Raw genomic sequence first — 18,634 nt, 5'->3', positions numbered from 1 at the left:
ATCACAATATCTTTCACTAAAAAAAGCTCGTATAAAAACATCACGGAGGTGATTATAACAAGCAGCTATTATTCTCATAAACCACTCTCAAATCCTATCTTAAAGCAAACTTCAAACCAGCTTATATAGTGCAAAATATATATCCGGGAGAGATTAATATGAAAGCATCAAATTACAATTTCTTTTTCCCCTATGAAGAAGACACCAGCAAATTGATTGCCTATAATTCACGTTCAAATGCTTTAGGTCTTATTGAAAAAGACAAACATAACATGCTCGTGGAATTTTGCGAGAATGGAGTAGACATCGAGGACGACCAATTAATTGCTTCACTCAGGAAAGGACTCTTTTTACTTGATGACGATGTGAATGAACTTGATTTGATCCGCTTTAACATGCTGAATAGTCGATATTCCACTACTTCGCTTTCCTTTACGATTGCTACGACCTCGGATTGTAACTTTCGATGCTCGTATTGTTATGAGAAAGATGTAATTAAACCTAAATACATGAGCATTGAAACAGAGGATAAAATTATCGATTTACTTAAAAGTAAAGCTAGCTCTATTAGCGCATTTAATACAACATGGTACGGCGGTGAGCCGCTGATGGGATTCCATACGATTGAGCGACTTTCGAAGGCCTTCATTGCCATTTGCGAAGAGAATAAAATTGAATATTCCGCCAATATGGTAACTAACGGTTATTTTTTAACAAGAGATAAAGTCGAGAAGTTCGAAGAATTCAAAATTTCTATGCTTCAAGTAACTTTGGATGGCATGGCCGAAATGCATGATCGTCGGCGCCCGTTAGCCAATGGTGAACCAACCTTTAACGTCATTATGAATAACTTAAAAGAAAACATTGATATTCTTCCACATGTTTCTCTTCGTATAAACGTTGATAAGAATAATTTGGAATCTGGAAAAAACATCCTTGACTATCTTAAGGAACACAAAATGGAGCACAGAGTAGTGCCCTATCTAGGAAAAATATCAAATGATAATAATTGCTATACGAGCTCAGAGTGCCTTACCATGTATGAATTCTCAAAAGAGGATTTTAATCATCATTTATCCCTGCAAAATGAGGTTGATATTCTGAATAGTTATCCCTCTCTGGCATCATGCTTTTGCGGAGCGGATAGTATGAGCAGTTTTATTATTGGGGCAGAAGGCACATTATATAAATGCTGGTGCGATATTGGCGATGAGGAACGGAGCTTCGGCAATATAAATGATAATCAGGGTGTTGCCAATAAAGCGCTATTGGATTACATGATGTATGATCCGACGAATTCGGGTAGTTGCTCCAAATGCAAACTTCTCCCTGTGTGTATGGGGGGATGTCCATTTCGAAGATTGGCGAATAATAACGATAAGTGCTCTATCTACAAGTTCATGTTAGAGAATTATTTAACCGTGATTACTAAAAGACTTAAAAATAGTCCAGTTCGTCCACAGCATCAACCTTCCGCAGTTTAAACTTTGTATGTGAACCCTTGCATATAGATTACCAATTTGTACTTATTAATAAGGAGGCTTAAAAATGGAGTACTTAATTGAAGGAATTAATACCGGTAGTGAATTATCACCTTTAACAGTGTCTAGTTGTACTTGTTATTATGGTAGTAGCTTATGCTCTCCCTTAAACCCATGTTCATCCAACTGCTTAACTCTAATGATATGTCGTCCTGGGCAAGTTGGGTACGGTCAGACTTAAACTTGAATTAGTTTACTTATAGCCTCACAGTTTTAATCTGAAAAATATATGCAGGGGTTTAACATAGCATTAACCAAAAGCAGTTTGAGATGAATTCTTCAAACTGCTTTTGCGGTTCTTTTAACGCGTTATATTAACGTAAAGTGGTGAGTCCCATTAAAATTTTCAAATTATGCAATCCATATCTTCAAAGATATAAAGTGTATTTAATTGCCTATATAATAATAACTTTGATCATTGGCGGCATCTCCATTTTGAGTCCTTACTTGATTGGGAATTTTATAGATGCTCTTGTATCTGAAGAAGCAATGGAATCCGTCTATCGTTACTGCATGTTTTTCGCGGCGATAACGATGGCGAAGCTAATTCTTGGCTATGTGAGTTCTATGATGTATGTAAAGATGCAAGTTAGAATAGGTTACGAATTAAATAAAAATGTTTTGTTTCACGTTCAGGATATGTCGCTCTCATTTATAAATAGAAATAATACTGCATATCTCAACCAAACCATCAACAATGATGCCAATGCTGTGGTTATTTTCTGCATTACTTTTTTACAGAATGTTTTGACCAATGCATTAACACTCATAGCCACTTTTTATATTTCCTTTAGAATGAACAGTGTTATTTCTCTAATGTTTATAAGCTTTATGATGTTATATATACTAATTTATTCGTACTCAAAGAAAAGCCTTTTTACAGTAAGTATGTTGTTCAAAGAAACTCAAGGCTCCTTTTTTTCCAGTTTACAAGAGCAGCTTCAATATACCCGGTTTATCAAACTCCACTCCTTTCACAAAGAATTCCGACACAGATTAGCTTCCAGCTTTGAGAACTTATTCTCTGCTGCAATTAAGAACCAAAGAATATCGTATTTCTTCTCTAGTGCTGATGGAATCGTGTCCATGATCGCACAAATCCTTCTCTTTTTAATCGGAAGTTTTCTAATTATGAAAGGGAACTTCACTATTGGTATGTTCACCATCTTCTCAGCTTACTTTAATATGATGCTTGGATCCGCGAGATACTTTTTTAATTTGGGCAAAACGTACCAGGAAAACCTTGTATCTTATCACCGTTTAATGAAGATTCTAGATCAGCCGGATGAAAAACAAAGCAACGGCACACTTGCTCAAGTCCACTCCATACATACAGCAGGCCTTTGTTTTGGTTATGGAGGAGATAAGGTTCTTGAAGATGTTTCAGTGCATTTTGAGAAAGGTAGAATATATGGAATAATTGGAGCCAATGGTTCAGGCAAGAGCACATTGGTTGATTTATTGGCGGGACTTTACTCAGAAGAAAGAAATGGATTGATTACGTATAATGATGTAGATATCCGTGAGATCAATACAAATGAACTGAGACAGAAACATATCGGGATATCCGAGCAAGAGCCGATACTAATCAATGATACATTAAGATATAATCTTTGTTTGGGTTCTCCTATACCTGACGAGGATCTACTTCATAAATATATTGATATATTGAATTTAAGCGACTATATAAATGGGCAACCTGAAGGATTAGATACGATTATACATGAGAACAACACTAACCTATCTGGTGGAGAAAAACAAAAAATGTCCATATTGCGCGTATTGAATAAAAACCCTGAGGTTATGATTTTTGATGAACCTACATCTGCTCTTGATATAGAGAGCTCTATTAAATTTATGGAATATTTGGATACGATAAAGCATAACAAAATCATTATAATAATCACACACAGCCAAGATATTCAAAATATTTGCGAGACCCTGTATTACCTTAAGGATGGGGCTGTGCAGGCAGTTAATTTCATGAGGGAAACAACGGAGGTGCCTCCTTTACATAATCTATTGAAAATGAACTCATGAAATTTCGCATCAGGCACTAATAGCCTACAATGTTTTTCTTCAATTAAAGTAGTTTAATAGCTCATGTTAGATTCTTCAGTAGATGGTGTATGCTAACCACCAGAGGACAAGAACATGTACCGATTACCGTAACGACAGCTCTCTTCCTTGACAATAAAAAAACCATTGATCTGAAATTCTAGATCAATGGTTTACCCATACGCGGCTAATTATAAGATTTCGGAATAAACTTTCTACAGTATCATCAAAGAATGATTCTTTTTCTTTTATTTAAAAATCGTATTTTTCACGTATGGCTTGACATAGTTTCTTATGTCAATTGGGATTTATTGCAACATGTAATGGAGTAAATGGCTTCATTCTTGAAATTGCTCTTCTCTTCATCTAATATTGCTGTGAAAAGGTTCTGATTTTAGAATTGTTTTTCTCCAGTTTAGATAAGCGTATGCATATGGGCATATTGCTGGGAATTCTTCGCCATCATTTATTAATAAATTCCCAAATTGATTTATGCAGTGTGAAATAAATAGCGGCTCCCCTCTCCTCACTTCTGCTCCTAGATAACCAATTTATTACTGATCTTTCATTGATCATTAATTGATTATTCCATCTGTTCCATATCGTCATTCGTACTAGTGTGTTTAATCATACCGGGTTCTGCTCTTCTTTTAGTTGACGGACTTGATGTATTGATTCACTTGCTGCTCCAATATCGGAAATGGCATATTACCACTTCGAAGAAGAACGGAATGAAATGCCTTGATATCGAAGCGATCCCCGAGTTCGCTTTCCGCCTTCTCTCGAAGGGATTGGAATTGCTCCGATCCGATCGCATAGCTTTCGTTTAGTCCTGGATAGGCAATGACACTGTCAATCCAAGCATCGTTCCCGGTTCCGATGGCACTCACCATATACTCATTAGCTTGTTCTCTTGTCCACTTCAGCCCATGGATACCCGTATCTATCACGGTACCTATAGAATTGCCCAGCAAACGGTTTAGTACCGTGTTCCGATCAAGTAAGCCCTTCTCCGCGCATAAGCTTTCCATATAGACCGCCCATCCCTCTACGTATCCAGACGTCATCATTATTTTGCGAATTAATGGAATGGTTGGTTGATCATATTGAATCGAAATTTGAAAGTGATGTCCTGGAATACCCTCATGCAACGCAAGCATTTTAACCATTTCTTCGGAGGTCGGGTTTTCGAGCGGAATGACAAATCTCCCGATCCTATCACCATCTATAGATAAGGGGATATACATTCCACCTGCCGATGCGAAAAGAGCCGAATACGCCCGCACGTCCACGGGATGGTCCGGGATAAGCTCCTCTTCAAACCAATCGGACAAGTAGGGCGTGGCATCCGACAGACTGCTATTTAACGCTTGCAGCAATTCGTCTCCGGTTAGTAATCTGGCTGCAGATGTAGTCTGTGCTTGACCCGAAGCTCCCCTTCTTAGCTCCTTCACGGTCTCTTCTACCTTGCGTTTAGCAATCTCGTGAATTTCCTGAAGACTGAGGTCCGTACCCGTAGTAAGTTTGAGGCTTGCAGAATAATACTCGCTGCCGCCCGGCTGACTCCAGATTCCTTGGCTCACGGATGCTTGCTTCATAAGATCGTTCTTGATCACATCGGCAAGTTTGCCGTAAGAAGCCAGTACATGATCGGTTAGGGTTTGCGCTAACGCTTTTTTTAGCTTCTCCTCTTCGGAGGGATTGAGTTTTAACTCGGTTAATTTTTCTGCATATAAACCGTACAGAATCGTTTCTTCCGGTTTCGTATTCCGCAAATTGCTGTAACTCGTAAGCATTTCCTTCAGAAATTCAGAAGCAGGGACAATACCTTTCTCCCGTCTGTCTTGAATTCTATCTATGACATGCGCGACTTTATCCGAAAACCCGTTCAGCGCAACGATATAATTCTTTGCATCTGCTTGGTTGCGAATCGGATAGTTGTTCGCGAAATACGGCGGAAAAATGGATAGGGAAATGTAGTGATTCGTGTTCAGATCCCCATATTTATATACTTGCTGCGCCGCGCCTAGGTTCCATTTGAGGATATCGTAGGTGAGTTTGTCTTCCGGGGAAAGCTTGGCAGCATCATAGTTATTCAATTTTTTAAGAAAACCATTTCTCTCTTCGTTTAATTGTTCGTAATCGGCATCCGACAGGTCCGTAAGCTTAGTGGGATCCCATCGGATTCCCTCCACATTTTTCACGTCAAAAAAAAGCTGTGTCTCAGGGTTATCCTTAAGCGTATCAAACGCCATCTTCTGAATCAATGCGTCAAAACTCTCTGACTGATGTTGGGTCTGCCATAACAAACCGCCTGCAATCAGCAATACGAGAAATCCCACAGCCAATAGCAAGGCCAGACGATTTTTCTTAAATACCTGTGGTACAAGGTTCATATCTTATATCCCCCTTTATATGTGTTTTAGGAGATTATAGCTAATGAACCTTTGATTTCCCTTTGAAAAACTACTCATTTATTCTGAGTATGTAGCCCAAACCTCTTACGGTTTGGATATATTGATCGGCATGCCAAGAAGACAGCTCCTTCTGAAGATAATGGACATAGAGTCAACGATGCCAATTCCCGCTTCCGAATCGAGTCCCCAAATTCGGTTATAGATTTACTCCTTCATCAACCTTCAATTCTATTTACCGCTTTATAACCACTGACTAGAGGTAAGGTTCACCGCAATTCAACTTATTTGTCCTTTAGCTTAATGAAAACGGCAGCCGATTGTCTGGTCGGCTGCCGCGGTATCCTATCAACTCTATTATTTAAGTAATCACCGGAATACGAATCATAACAGTCGTACCACACCCTACCCCGCTGCTAATGTGGACAGAGCCTTGATGTTGATCGACGATCCAACGCGCGATCGATAGCCCTAGACCCGCACCATGATCCCCTCTATTTCTAGAGGAATCTCCCTTGTAAAATCGATTAAATACGAGTGGTAATTCGTGTTCCGAAATACCCACTCCGTTATCCTTGACGGTTATGAGAACTGACTTCCCCTGCCTAAGACACTCAAGATCGATTTGCCCATCCGCCTGCGTAAATTTAATAGCATTATCCAACAAAATCATGAACAACTGTATGAGACGATCCTCATCTCCATTCATGAGCAATTCCGAGCCTTCGACATGAAGCTGTAAACGCAAATGCTTATAATCCATTATGGGCTCCATATTTTTTGCAATCTCTTTAATGATCGCGTCAATTCGCACAGGTTTGCATGAGATAACTTCCTCATGTGAATCGCCTCTTGCCAGAAGAAGTAGCCCGTCTACCATGTTGCTCATTCTTTTTGTTTCTTTCAGAATGGCTGAAATTGGAGCGCTTTCTTCCTCGATCGTATGATCGGGATGGCGTAACAATATTTGTGCTTGCCCTCGGACGACCGAAAGCGGGCTCCTCAACTCGTGAGAGGCATCTGCAACGAATTGCTGCTGCTTGTCCCAAGCCTTCTGAATCGGAATGAGCGCCCGTCTAGCCAATGCGTAACCTGCGATGATAGATAATAACGCGCCGATACCGATTCCGATACTAATACTCCATAATAACCGATTCAAATAATACGCCTCGGCAGAAATTTCCGTAAATATCTGAACTGTTTTCAAAGGCGTGTTAGACAGCTTCTCGACTACTGGCAAATTGCCTTGATAGGGTCTGCTCACGAATCGATAGGTTTTCTTGCCCACGCGTATCGACTCGGGTCCCAGGTAGTTTTGTTTTTCCCGAAGCATTGAACCCAATACGATATATGGCGATTTATAATATACGCTTTGAATCAATGTATCGTTGGAATCCCAATAAAATAACATCTTAAAACGTTCCGGTTCTTTCGAATCAATGTTAATGACTTGATCCCCGTTATTTAGAGAAATTTGATACATATTGTCAATATTAAATACCAGCTGACGGTCAATGTCGGAATAGATCCGATAACGCACCAGCTCGTATAACGCTCCCCCCAGCATGATGAGCAAGCAAAATACGACCGTGCTGTTCCATATCGTCATTCGTACTAGCGTGCGTTTAATCATGTCGGGGTCTGCTCTCCTTTTATTTGACGGACTTGATATATTGATTCACTTGCTGCTCCAGTATCGGAAATGGCATATTACCGTTACGAAGAAGAACGGAGCCGGATATAAACACCCATCCACTGAATTGCTGGGAATAAGCGCTTCTTCAAACCAAACGAACAACTTGGGCTTTATTTCCGACATACTGCGGTTAACCGTTTGCAGTAATTTATCTCGTACTACGCGTTTGTTTACAGCTGTAGTCTCTTGTGTTTTCCCCGGGACCAGGCCTTCTTAGCTCCTTTACAATATCTTCCGCTTTGCGTTTGGCGATCTCGTTAATTTCCAGAGGACTGAAGTCCGTGCCCGTGTAAACTCTAAGCAGAGCAGAATAATACTCTCCCTCACCCGGCTGACTCCAACCCCCTTTATCTCCGATAATTGCTCTACATATGAAGTGTGCAATACCGTTTTTTCCGGTTTCATGTTCCGTAAATTTTCATAACCCGTGAGTATTTCCTTCAAGATTCAGAAGTGGGGATGAACCCTTTCTCTTGTTTGTCCTGAATTCTGTCTATGAAATGTGCGACCTTGTCCGAAAACCCATTCAGCGCAACAATATAATTTTTTGCATCTGCTTGGCTACGAATCGGGTAGTTATTCGCAAAACACGGCGAGAAATTGATTAGAGAAAGATATCCGCCTGTGTTCAAATCCGAATATTTGTTCAATTGCTGCTCCGCGCTTAGGTTCCATTTGAGGATATCGTAGGTAAGCTTGTTTTCCGAGGAAAGTTTGGCAGCGTCGAATGCATTCTACTTTTTCAAAAATTCTTCGGTATCATCGTTTATTTTGTTGGTAATAGGCATCCGAATAGTCGGAAAGCTTAATGGAATCCCATCGAAGACCATTCACTTCTTCCGCACTATAATAAAGCTGAAACTCGGGGTCCTCATTCAGGGTGGCAAGCGCCATATTTTGAATCATGGTGCCGAAGTCCTCTGAATTCTGTTGAACCCGCCATAACAAACCACCTACAGTCAGCAAGACAAATAATCCTGTTGCCAATAAAATAGTCAATCTGGTGTTCTTAAACATCTGTCTTATAAGGTTCATGCATTAATCTTATAGAGTATAAGGAGTATATATAAAGATGAACCTTTGATTTCCCTTTGAAATACTATTCGTTTATTCTGAGTATGTAGCCCAAACCTCTTACGGTTTGGATATATTGATCGGCATGCCATGGTGACAGCTTCTTCCGAAGATAATGGACATAGAGCTCAACGATGCCAATTCCCGCTTCCGAATCGAGTCCCCAAATTCGGTTATAGATTTGCTCCTTCGTCACGATCTGCTCTTTATTCATGAGCAGGTACTCAAACAGCTCATATTCCTTCTCTGTTAAAGTCAGCTCTTCTCCTGTGACCGTTATTGCTCGATTTCTAACTTGAATAGCAATCGGGCCGTAGCTAATCTGCTCTTCTTGATTAACCTTACCATAACGGCGCAGCAGCACTTTAGCTCTAACGATTAGCTCTGGAATCTCGAATGGCTTTGCCACATAATCGTCCGCTCCGAGCGTTAACCCCCTTACCCGGTCGCTCAATCCGTCTTTTGCCGTCAGACAAAGAATCGGGGTATCCACTCTTTGCTTCCTCAGCTCTTGGATGAACTTAAATCCATCAACCTTAGGCAGCATAATATCCAAAATAATTAAATCGAACTCGCCGTACAATGCGTGATGCAAGCCCTCTTCACCGTTATGACACTCCGTAACCTTATGCCCTTCATCCTGCATAACTCTTGCAATTGTATACGATATCCCAATATCGTCCTCTACGATCAATAGCTTCATAAATTCCTCCATCTATGAACATATATGGGGTAGTGTAACATATCTTAATGGGTTTGTGAGTCCACTGCGGATCCGCTTCAATATCAAAAAATCTAGTTATGAATACTTTTACTGGGGAAAATTCAGGTGTATAGGATTAATTAAAAAATCCTACACAAATCTAAAATCAGACATTAAATAAGCACAAAATCCTCAAGTTGATTTTTAGATAATATTTACTTTTTGTCAATCACTACTAGCATCCTAGCAAAACAAAGCCACCCCCATAGTCATCTTGCCAACTACAGGGGCAGCCCCAATTCACTTCTTAAATTTTCATAAAATAATTCTACAAATCCGGATGCTCATGCTTCGCTATGAGCCGACTCCAACGGCGCTGGACCTCGTCCTCGAAGCTGTGCAGGGCGGGCTCGTTCTCCGGCTTCAGGAGATGACGGGTTTTGCCCATGGTCTTGAGCCAGTCGGTAAGCGGCAGGCGTTTGTTCTTGTCCTCCGGGTTGTACGTAATGTTCGTAATTCCGTGCTCCACTTCGTAGAGTGGGAAGAAACAGGATTCCACGGCCAGGGACACGATGTTCGTGCCTTCCTTGTCCTCAGACATCCAGTTGAGCGGGCAGGCGATCAGGATTTTGCCGTAGACCAGACCTTCGTTCTGGGCGTACCATTGGGCTTTGGCTGCTTTTTTCACCAGATCCTGCGGATAGGCTTCAGCTCCTGTAAACACATACGGGATATTGGTTGCCGCCATAATCTGCGCAGTATCCTTATGCTGTGTGACTTTACCCTGCTGGTTCTTGCCAATGCTGGAAGTCGAAGTACGATGGCCCAGCGGCGTAGAATAGGACTGCTGTGCGCCAGTGTTCATGTAACCTTCATTGTCGTACTCCACAATAATCATCTTGTGTCCGCGCAGTGCTGCACCGATAGCAGGTCCCATCCCGATATCCATGCCACCGTCCCCGGTAACCATCACAAAGGTAAAGTCATCCTTCAGGCCAAGACCATCCAGTTCCCCGCGGCGTTTGCGCTCCCAGAACATTTCTACTACGCCGGACAGCGTCGCTGCACCGTTCTGAAACAGATTGTGAATAAATGTAGATTTATGAGCCGAATATGGATATCCTGTCGTTGTTACCATGGCACAGCCCGTGTGATACAACGCCACTATGTCCCCTTCGATGCCTTTGAAAAAGGTCTCCAGTCCCGAGAAAATCCCGCAGCCTGGACACGCTCCATGGCCTGGTGCCAGACGTTTTGGCTTCCTCGTCAAGTTGCGAAGCGGCGGAATCCGCACACTCAGCTTGCCTGTGGCTTCATCCTGTTTTACCGTAATAAGTCCGGTCTTCAGGGCATCGAAATCCATTGGCTTCAGCAGTCGCTGAGGCGCCTTCTCAGGTGCACCTGGATTGTGGCCATAATAGTCGAACGGCACTTCTATCCGATCTGCTGCTACGGCATCCAGCGCCAGCTTGAAGAAGCTATGTCCATCCTCTGCATAAAAATCCTTACCGCCCAAGCCATAAATACGGCTAATGACTTTGGTCGTTGTATTGCCATATGTGAATAGCGCAGCCTTGATCTCGTTCACCATGTTACCGCCGTGTCCACCGACAGAGTCCGCACGGTCACCAACGGTGATGGCCTTTACATGCTTAAGCGCTTCCGCGATCTGCTTTTGCGGGAATGGGCGGATCATATTCGGCGAGATTGCTCCGGCCTTAATTCCTTGCAAGCGAAGCTGATCCACAACATCCTTGATGATCTCTGAAGCGGAATTCATCAGGAACACCGCTACCTCTGCGTCTTCCATCCGGTATTCTTCAATCATCGGGTAATGACGTCCGGTCAGCTCGCCGAATTCCTTGGCGATTTCTTCGAAAACTTCCCCGGCATTGTACATAGCTACCGACTGCTGGTAACGGTTGTTGATGTAGTCAGGTTCGTTCATGTAAGGTCCGACGGTAACTGGGTTGTTGCGGTCAAGTGTATCGGTGAAGCCCGCTGGCGGCTGCTCGCCTACGAATTTATGCACATCACTACGGTGGGCAAAAGCCTGTACACGGCGTTTCTGATGAGAAGTAAAATAACCGTCCGAAGCTACCATTACCGGAAGACGAACCTTGGCATGCTCCGCCAGCTTCAGTGCCATCAGGTTCATATCATATACGGACTGCGGATCACGGCACATCAGAATCGGCCAGCCTGTATTCAGGGCAAAGTACAAGTCTGAGTGGTCACCGTGAATGTTCAGAGGTCCGGAAATGGAGCGGCAGATCAAGTTCATGACCATTGGCATCCGAGTACCGGCTTGTACTGGCATTTGCTCCAGCATAAACATGTAGCCCTGCGCGCTCGTTGCGTTAAACACCCGTCCACCTGCTGTTGAAGCCCCGTAGCAGATACCGGCTGAGCTATGTTCACCATCTGAAGGAATCAGCAAAATATCATGCTGTCCACTAGCTTTCATCGTATCGAGAAACTGAGCAACCTCCGTAGATGGCGAAATTGGAAAATAGCCCATGACATGATAGTTTATCTGATGGGCGGCGTAGGCAGCCATTTCATTGCCGGATTCATATAGGAATTTCTGCTCCACCTTGGCAGAGCCTAGTTCTTTTTCATAGTCGATTGCCATGTGTGTTCCACCTTTCCTTCCAATTTAAGCTTGGGTAACGAGATCGAAATGCTGACGGACCGTGTGACTCTCTGCGTAGCCCTCTTCCTCCCGTTCACCCGACAAGGCGGTGGTTGGACAGGCTTCGACGCATTTCAGGCAGCCCTTACAGTATTGATAATCGATCCCCTGCAGGAACATCTGCGGACGTCCCTTCTTGTCCGGCAATTCATCCCATACGAAGCACAAATCGGGACAGACAGTATCGCACTGAGCACAGTGAATGCAGTCTTCCGCTTTAAAATGAGGCAAATGTCCGGAACGGGAAATGCTGAGATTTTTCAACATTGTACTGCCCGCGCTGATGATTGTGCCCCCGATGGTTTGGGTATCATATCCCAGCGCCGAAATGTCGGAACGGACGAACTGAGGCATCTCTGCGCCTTCCGGCAGTGGGAAATGCATAAACTTCACTTCATTAAAGCCACGCTCAAACGTTACGATTGCCGAGTGCACGGCTTGCGGGTATTTTTTGCCGAGTGATTTCTCGATGACGTCTTTCATAATCTCCGGGTCCAGAAAATCGCACATCCGGAACAGCGCCCCCAGCATGGCCATATTCACACGATTCTTCTCGTCCAGCGCGATGCTGGTCGCGTCCACTACAGCTATGGTGCCTGCCATCATGTTCATAGATGACTTTAGTTCCTCAGGCGACTTGGCCGAGTTGACCAGCACCGTGCTATGTTCATAAATTCCGCTAGTAACGTTGATGGTCTTCGCCAGCGCTTCATGAAAAACACCGACGACATGGGGACGCTCCACCGGGGAAGTATCACGGATAGGCGTATTCAGATCACAAAAACGAATATGTGCTTTTACGGGAGAGCCCTTTTTCTCCGAACCATAGGATGAGAAGCTCACCCCGTTCATTCCAGCCCCGACAACCCCCGCTTCAGCAAGCATTTTACCGGCCAGATTCGCTCCCAGGCCCCCAATAGACTCCAGACGAATCTCAAAAAAACCGAGGTCGTTTACTTTTGGTAACTGTACCACCGACATAACCCCTTTCAAGGTTTTCATAAGAATAGTATCCTTTTGACTGTTTCAAAGATTATAACTTGATTCCATTTGCCGCGAAGTGACAAATCTTGCATTTTTCCATGGTTTGGAAATTTCAGTGTGGATCGTATCTGTCATCCTTACTTTAGCAACAATATTAAAAATTAAGATGTTAAATTCATCACAGAATGGATGATAAAAATCACAGTTAGGCGCCTAAAAGGCTTACCCGGTTGTGACAATGTTCTATTAGCGAACTTGCCCTAACGTGTGATTTGTACTTTTCAAGGTAAACGATTCAGGATACACTATATTCTTGTTGTATAAATTGTATAGAGGGTTGGGTGCATCGATAGTGAAGTCAAATGAAGCCGAACTACAGAAAAAATTGCTGCCAAGGCATATCAGCTTTATGGCCATGGGCGGTGTAATCGGCACAGGAATTTTCAAGGGGAGTTCCGAGACCATCGGAATTGCCGGGCCGGGGATTGTTCTGTCCTACGCCTTAGGAGGGCTGCTCCTGCTAGTGGTCATGGGTGCGATTGCCGAGATGGCTTCAGTCTACCCGAACAGAAATATGAAGGATTTTATCCGCGAGGCGTTTGGAGAACGACTTTCTTTTATCGTGGGCTGGATGTACTGCTTCATGTGGCTGACGGTCTGCGTCATTGAAATACTGGCTGCAGGAAGCTTCTTGCAATATTGGCTGCCCGATGTACCGCTGTGGCTGCTCAGTCTGGCAAGCGGGGCTTTGATTATTGGTATTAACACGATGAGTGTCGGTGGTTATGGAGAAGCGGAGTTCTGGCTGGCCGGCATCAAAATCGCAATGATCTTTATCTTCATCATTCTCGGAGCCGCGTTGATTTTCGGACTTCTCCCTTTGGCGGAAGGTGCTCCTTATCTGCGTAACTTTACGGATTATGGCGGATTTCTACCGAATGGCTGGACCTCCATTTTCTCCGCGCTACTGGTCGTGATGTTCGCCTACGGCGGTTCTGAGCTGATCGGTCTGACATTGACCGAGACGAAGGATGCAGAAAAAGTACTGCCCAAGGTGGTCAAAAATCTCATTCTACGCGTGGTCCTGTTCTATACCCTGCCGATCCTGGTGATCTGCGGTCTTATGCCATGGAATCAGCTGAACGATCAGACAAGTCCCTTTGTGCAGGTGCTGGCCTCCACGGGTCTGAAAGGCTCCGCACATGTGATGAACTTTATCCTGATCACTGCCGTACTGTCGGCAGCCAATTCAGGAATTTACGGAGCAACCCGGATGCTCCATTCCATGGCTTCCCAAGGCGAAGCTCCTAAAGCTCTGGCGCGTACCACCACACGAGGTGTACCGCTGAACAGCCTGAAGCTCTGTGCCGCTGTACTTGGAATCGGTTCGATGCTGGCATATTTTGCACAGGACAGGTTATTCGCCTTGCTAATGGCTGTTCCAGGCTTTGTGGTGCTGTTAGTGTGGATCTCAATCACGCTGGCCCAGCTCAAGCTGCGCAGAAGATATCCCCAGGAGCCTAGCTTTAAAGTCTGGGGCTTCCCGTACATCACTACCCTGACGGTTACCTGTCTAATAGTGATTGCCAGCCTGTTTCTGTTTGATACGAAGAATCGTATCAGCATTGACGCTTGCCTGGCGTTCCTGCTGTTCTTAATCGTCTGGTCTTTTGTGAAATTTAAAAAAAGAAAATAGAATGCGGGCACAACAACAGAGCAGCGACTATCCCTTGTTGGGAGAAGCGCTGCTCTTTATGTTTGATTTTTTTCAACGGACATTATCGTAAACCCTTAATATTAATACATGTCCACTATAACGCCCCGACAATCACACTTGTATTAAAAACTAAACAAGGGGCTGTCCCAAAGCCTTAAAACGGCCATCGGGACAACCCCTTGCTTATTGCAGCATTAAAAAAGCTGCTATTCAATCATAAGCCTGCTATTCCTGATCCGCCTGCATATGCTCAGCAATGAGCTGCTGCTTGCGGCTCCATACCTGCTGGCTGAGATTCACCCGATAGACCTCAGGGTTCAGCTTGCGCAGGTATTCCGGCCAGAACAGATCCAGCTGTTCCCGGTGATACCGGCGAATTTCTTCCAGATCAGGAAGCTTATAGACCTGGAATCCGTTCACGAAGATCGGCTCCAGCATCGGCAGCGCCTCATAGCGATCCACATGCTTTTTCATATAAGGATGCAGCGGATTGAACAGCTTAAGACGCGCTCCGTTCCGCGGAATCTCCTCTTCAGGGAAGCTGATGTAATCGGCCAATGCTTTACCGTTCGTTCCGATAATACGGAACACATCCTTCTTGCCCGGCGTGGAGACCTTCTCAGGGTTCGAGGAGATTTTGATCGTCGGGATCATCTCCCCGTTCGCCGATTCGATCTCCACCAGCTTGTAGACTCCGCCGAGTGAAGGCTGATCAGAGGCAGTAATCAGTTGAGTACCGACACCCCAAGTATCGATCGCCGCACCTTGAGACTTCAAGTTCATGATCGTATTCTCATCGAGATCATTGGAGGCGACAATCTTCACATATTGCAAGCCGGCATCATCAAGCATCTGGCGAGCTTGCCGGGATAGATAGGCCAAGTCACCGCTGTCCAGACGTATAGCGTTCATCCGTTTGCCCTGAGACTCCAGCATCTTGGCCGTATTAATGGCATTTGGTACGCCACTCCGTAAGGTATCGAACGTGTCCACCAGCAGTGTAACTCCGTCAGGCATAACCTTTGCGTAAGCATCAAATGCCTCCTGCTCACTGCCAAAGCTCTGTACCCAGGAATGCGCATGCGTACCCTTAGTGGGAATGCCGAACAGCTTCCCAGCCAGCATATTAGAGGTGGCATCGAAGCCTGCGACATAGGCGGCTCGTGCACCCCACACTGCGGCATCTGCTTCCTGAGCCCGCCGTGTGCCGAACTCAAGTAAGATATCGTTAGGTGCAACCTGCTTGATACGCGATGCCTTGGTAGCGATCAGCGTCTGGTAGTTCATGAAGTTCAAAATAGCCGTTTCTACCAGTTGAGTCTCCATAATTGTTCCTTCGACCCGAAGCAGCGGCTCGTCAGGAAAGACAAGTGCGCCTTCTTTCATCGAATGGATCGTGCCCTGAAAGTGGAATTGCAGCAACTCCTCCAAAAAGGCGGGCGCGTAGTTCTCCTCCTGCTCTGACAAATAACGAATATCTTCCTCCGTGAAGCGTAGTCCGGCGATATAGCCGACAATGCGCTCCAGCCCTGCAAATACAGCAAAGCCGTTTCCAAACGGCAGTTTGCGGAAATAGGCTTCGAATACCGCTTTGCGCTTATGACTTCCGTTGACCCAGTGGGCATACATCATATTGATCTGGTACTTATCTGTATGAAGGGCAAGTTCTCTTCTCAAATCCTCATCTCCTAGTCTCGCTGCTGTTCTATTCTCCGTTGACAACCTTTGCCCCGAGACTTCCTGTAAAATGGCCCAGCGCCCAAGCATGACCTGCTGCATTGAAGCTGGCGACACCGTCCTCGTGTACAACGATCTTAAAGCCTTTATTATACGCATCTACCGCAGTATGCAATACACAAATATCCGTACATACCCCAATCAAATGCAGCTCTGTAATTCCACGTTCCCGAAGTCTTTGCTCCAGGTCTGTGCCACTGAATGAACTATAGCGTGTTTTGTCCATCCAATAGATAGACTCCTTATGGTCCTCATACACCTGTTTTAGCGTGCCATACAACTCACGTCCGCTGCTACCACGCAGATTATGTGGCGGAAACAGCCTAGTCTCGGGATGATACTCATCATTCTCGTCGTGAAGATCCACGGCCATGACGACATAGTCGCCGTTCTTTACGAAGTCTTCTGTTAATTGACTAATTCTAGGCGCAATATCGATCGCTGGCTGACCTACTGGTAAACTGCCATCCACAAAATCATTCGTGAAATCAATCACGATTAATCCCCTCATGAGTACTACCCCCTTGTTTGTTGTAAAACACCACTTACATCAGAATCAGGTATAGATCGACAACAACGGCTCATGGTCAGTGAACATATACAATTGGGCTGGACGCTGTGAATACTGATTGGAACTCAGCGGGTTGCCCTCTTCATCCCTTACCTCCTGGAGAATTCCCTGGCGGCTGCGGGTTGATGTTATTTTGCGGATAAAGTTAGGTTCCTTGAACTCAGGCACCACGGTCTGAATGACCTGATACAGCTCACTCAGTGTGAAATGCCTCGGCAGAAACTGCCGTGCAATCGTGGTCTGCAGCATTTGCTGCTGAATCCGCAAGTAAGCATCCGTAATAATGTCATGGTGGTCAAAAGCCAGCTCCAGCTCTTCCAGTGCTTCTTGCAGTGTGAAAAGTCCTACTTCGCCGGCATCGTCGGAAGCTTGTCTCTGCTCCAGCATCCACTCCTCCACCAAAGCGAAGAAGGCATGGCTGATGATCCAGCCGCGCGGATCACGACCTGGTGTGCTGTACACGCCTAAGTATTCCAAATGTCCGCCATCCACGCCCGTTTCTTCCTTCAACTCGCGTGTAGCAGCCGCGTATATGGATTCATCCTCTTGGCAGAAGCCGCCCGGTAGTGCCCACATTCCGGCGCACGGCCACTTTTTCCGCCTAATCAGCATTACTTTTAATTCACGCAGGGGAAGGGTCTTCGTTACGGTCTTCCGCTCGCGCTTCGTTAATGTAAACATCACAATATCGGCCGGAACACCGTCCGGAGTGCGGTATTTTTTGGCGTTATAGGTTTGTTCCCCGTTCTCGCTCACGATATATCCATCCTTTGTCGCAGCTTTTTGCTGTTCGTATCTTTTAATGTACCAAAACTTGACTTCGAAAAGCAATGCTTCTAAGTAGAAACGTATTTACCATCCACTGAGGGACGGTATCTGTTTCTGCGAGAAGTATAAGGATAGGCATAGCCTAATCCTTATACTTCTATCAAAAACGGGACGGATTCTCATCCGCCCCGTGTCTGCTACCCTTTAATCTCCGCAGGTGGACGGAGGCGCTTCAGTGCCTGCTTCCACATTGATTTTCTCCGAGACAGTGTCCCGAATGACCGAAATAACTAGCTGTAGCAGGTAGTTGATATCGCTTTGGCTTTGCTGAAACTCATTCACCACCGGGATACCATCAATCTCATCCTGCAGAACTGCAATTTCCGCTTCAATCTTCGCTACCATCTCTTTATTCCGAAAGCTCTCGAAGGCGACAATTTCCTTCTGCTTCTTCTTGATCTGTGCAATCAATCCCTGTACACGTTCATGATTCTGAATCTTCTTCTCGGCCTGCTGGAAATGCTGCACTTCCTCACTGGTCGAAATCAATGAAGCGAGCTCCTTGGCTTTGCCCATAATATCTTCGCGTACGATTAAATCACGGGTATCATAAGTCGGCATCCCGTAGTTGTTCAAACGTCCTTGCTCCTGACTCACTGGCAATCGCTCCATTTCT

At 44.7% G+C, this 18,634-nt stretch carries 13 protein-coding genes; 3 read left to right on the top strand and 10 right to left on the bottom strand.

The genetic code is table 11. The features are described from left to right. Positions 1-158 precede the first annotated feature (158 nt). Both ACFORK_RS06900 and ACFORK_RS06895 read left to right on the top strand, forming a co-directional pair. On the top strand, positions 159-1,484 hold the full coding sequence (locus ACFORK_RS06900) for a radical SAM protein (RefSeq protein ID WP_379196960.1): 1,326 nt from the start codon (positions 159-161) through the stop codon (positions 1,482-1,484). A gap of 381 nt (positions 1,485-1,865) precedes the next feature. Next, on the top strand, positions 1,866-3,581 hold the full coding sequence (locus ACFORK_RS06895) for an ABC transporter ATP-binding protein (RefSeq protein ID WP_379196958.1): 1,716 nt from the start codon (positions 1,866-1,868) through the stop codon (positions 3,579-3,581). A gap of 668 nt (positions 3,582-4,249) precedes the next feature. Here ACFORK_RS06895 and ACFORK_RS06890 read toward each other — a convergent pair. The 6 genes from ACFORK_RS06890 to ACFORK_RS06865 form a co-directional block, all read right to left on the bottom strand. Continuing rightward, entirely contained in the window at positions 4,250-5,995 is a 1,746-nt protein-coding gene (locus tag ACFORK_RS06890) for a DUF885 domain-containing protein (protein WP_379196956.1), read from the bottom strand. 379 nt (positions 5,996-6,374) lie between these two features. Further along, entirely contained in the window at positions 6,375-7,646 is a 1,272-nt protein-coding gene (locus ACFORK_RS06885) for a sensor histidine kinase (RefSeq protein WP_379196954.1), read from the bottom strand. 822 nt (positions 7,647-8,468) lie between these two features. Further along, positions 8,469-8,696, bottom strand: a complete 228-nt coding sequence (locus tag ACFORK_RS06880) for a hypothetical protein (protein WP_379196952.1) — start codon at positions 8,694-8,696, stop codon at positions 8,469-8,471. Between the two features lie 112 nt (positions 8,697-8,808). Beyond that, complete coding sequence (locus tag ACFORK_RS06875) at positions 8,809-9,486, bottom strand: response regulator transcription factor (protein ID WP_379196950.1); 678 nt, start codon at positions 9,484-9,486, stop codon at positions 8,809-8,811. A gap of 328 nt (positions 9,487-9,814) precedes the next feature. Further along, positions 9,815-12,121 carry a thiamine pyrophosphate-dependent enzyme gene (locus ACFORK_RS06870; protein ID WP_379196948.1) on the bottom strand — a complete coding sequence of 769 codons (2,307 nt, stop codon included), beginning with the start codon at positions 12,119-12,121 and terminating at the stop codon, positions 9,815-9,817. Between the two features lie 24 nt (positions 12,122-12,145). Then, positions 12,146-13,156, bottom strand: a complete 1,011-nt coding sequence (locus ACFORK_RS06865; RefSeq protein ID WP_379197162.1) for a 2-oxoacid:acceptor oxidoreductase family protein — start codon at positions 13,154-13,156, stop codon at positions 12,146-12,148. 361 nt (positions 13,157-13,517) lie between these two features. Here ACFORK_RS06865 and ACFORK_RS06860 point away from each other — a divergent pair, with 361 nt between their 5' ends. Next, on the top strand, positions 13,518-14,861 hold the full coding sequence (locus ACFORK_RS06860) for an amino acid permease (RefSeq protein WP_379196946.1): 1,344 nt from the start codon (positions 13,518-13,520) through the stop codon (positions 14,859-14,861). A gap of 246 nt (positions 14,862-15,107) precedes the next feature. Here the strand turns inward: ACFORK_RS06860 and ACFORK_RS06855 are convergent, their stop codons facing one another. From ACFORK_RS06855 to ACFORK_RS06840, 4 genes are all read right to left on the bottom strand, one after another. Further along, on the bottom strand, positions 15,108-16,559 hold the full coding sequence (locus tag ACFORK_RS06855; RefSeq protein ID WP_379196944.1) for a nicotinate phosphoribosyltransferase: 1,452 nt from the start codon (positions 16,557-16,559) through the stop codon (positions 15,108-15,110). Positions 16,560-16,587: 28 nt separating this feature from the next. Then, positions 16,588-17,130, bottom strand: a complete 543-nt coding sequence (locus tag ACFORK_RS06850; protein ID WP_379196942.1) for a cysteine hydrolase family protein — start codon at positions 17,128-17,130, stop codon at positions 16,588-16,590. Between the two features lie 45 nt (positions 17,131-17,175). Further along, the gene (locus ACFORK_RS06845; protein WP_376767051.1) at positions 17,176-17,946 is read right to left on the bottom strand and encodes an NUDIX domain-containing protein; all 771 of its coding nucleotides are present in this window, start codon (positions 17,944-17,946) and stop codon (positions 17,176-17,178) included. 216 nt (positions 17,947-18,162) lie between these two features. Then, complete coding sequence (locus ACFORK_RS06840; protein WP_379196940.1) at positions 18,163-18,630, bottom strand: YlbF/YmcA family competence regulator; 468 nt, start codon at positions 18,628-18,630, stop codon at positions 18,163-18,165. Between the last annotated feature and the right edge of the window lie 4 nt (positions 18,631-18,634).

Source organism: Paenibacillus sp. GCM10012306, from assembly GCF_042649265.1.
Classification (GTDB): Bacteria; Bacillota; Bacilli; order Paenibacillales; family Paenibacillaceae; genus Paenibacillus_AQ.
The sequence above is the reverse complement of the archived record's forward strand: the minus strand, read 5'-3'. Positions and strand labels throughout refer to the sequence as shown.

Bases quoted from the DNA above. Each gene is read 5' to 3' on its own strand.
- ACFORK_RS06900 (WP_379196960.1), top strand. From the start codon at position 159: ATGAAAGCATCAAATTACAATTTCTTTTTCCCCTATGAAGAAGACACC.
- ACFORK_RS06890 (WP_379196956.1), bottom strand. From the start codon at position 5,995: ATGAACCTTGTACCACAGGTATTTAAGAAAAATCGTCTGGCCTTGCTA.
- ACFORK_RS06885 (WP_379196954.1), bottom strand. From the start codon at position 7,646: ATGATTAAACGCACGCTAGTACGAATGACGATATGGAACAGCACGGTC.
- ACFORK_RS06875 (WP_379196950.1), bottom strand. From the start codon at position 9,486: ATGAAGCTATTGATCGTAGAGGACGATATTGGGATATCGTATACAATT.
- ACFORK_RS06870 (WP_379196948.1), bottom strand. From the start codon at position 12,121: ATGGCAATCGACTATGAAAAAGAACTAGGCTCTGCCAAGGTGGAGCAG.
- ACFORK_RS06850 (WP_379196942.1), bottom strand. From the start codon at position 17,130: ATGAGGGGATTAATCGTGATTGATTTCACGAATGATTTTGTGGATGGC.
- ACFORK_RS06840 (WP_379196940.1), bottom strand. From the start codon at position 18,630: ATGGAGCGATTGCCAGTGAGTCAGGAGCAAGGACGTTTGAACAACTAC.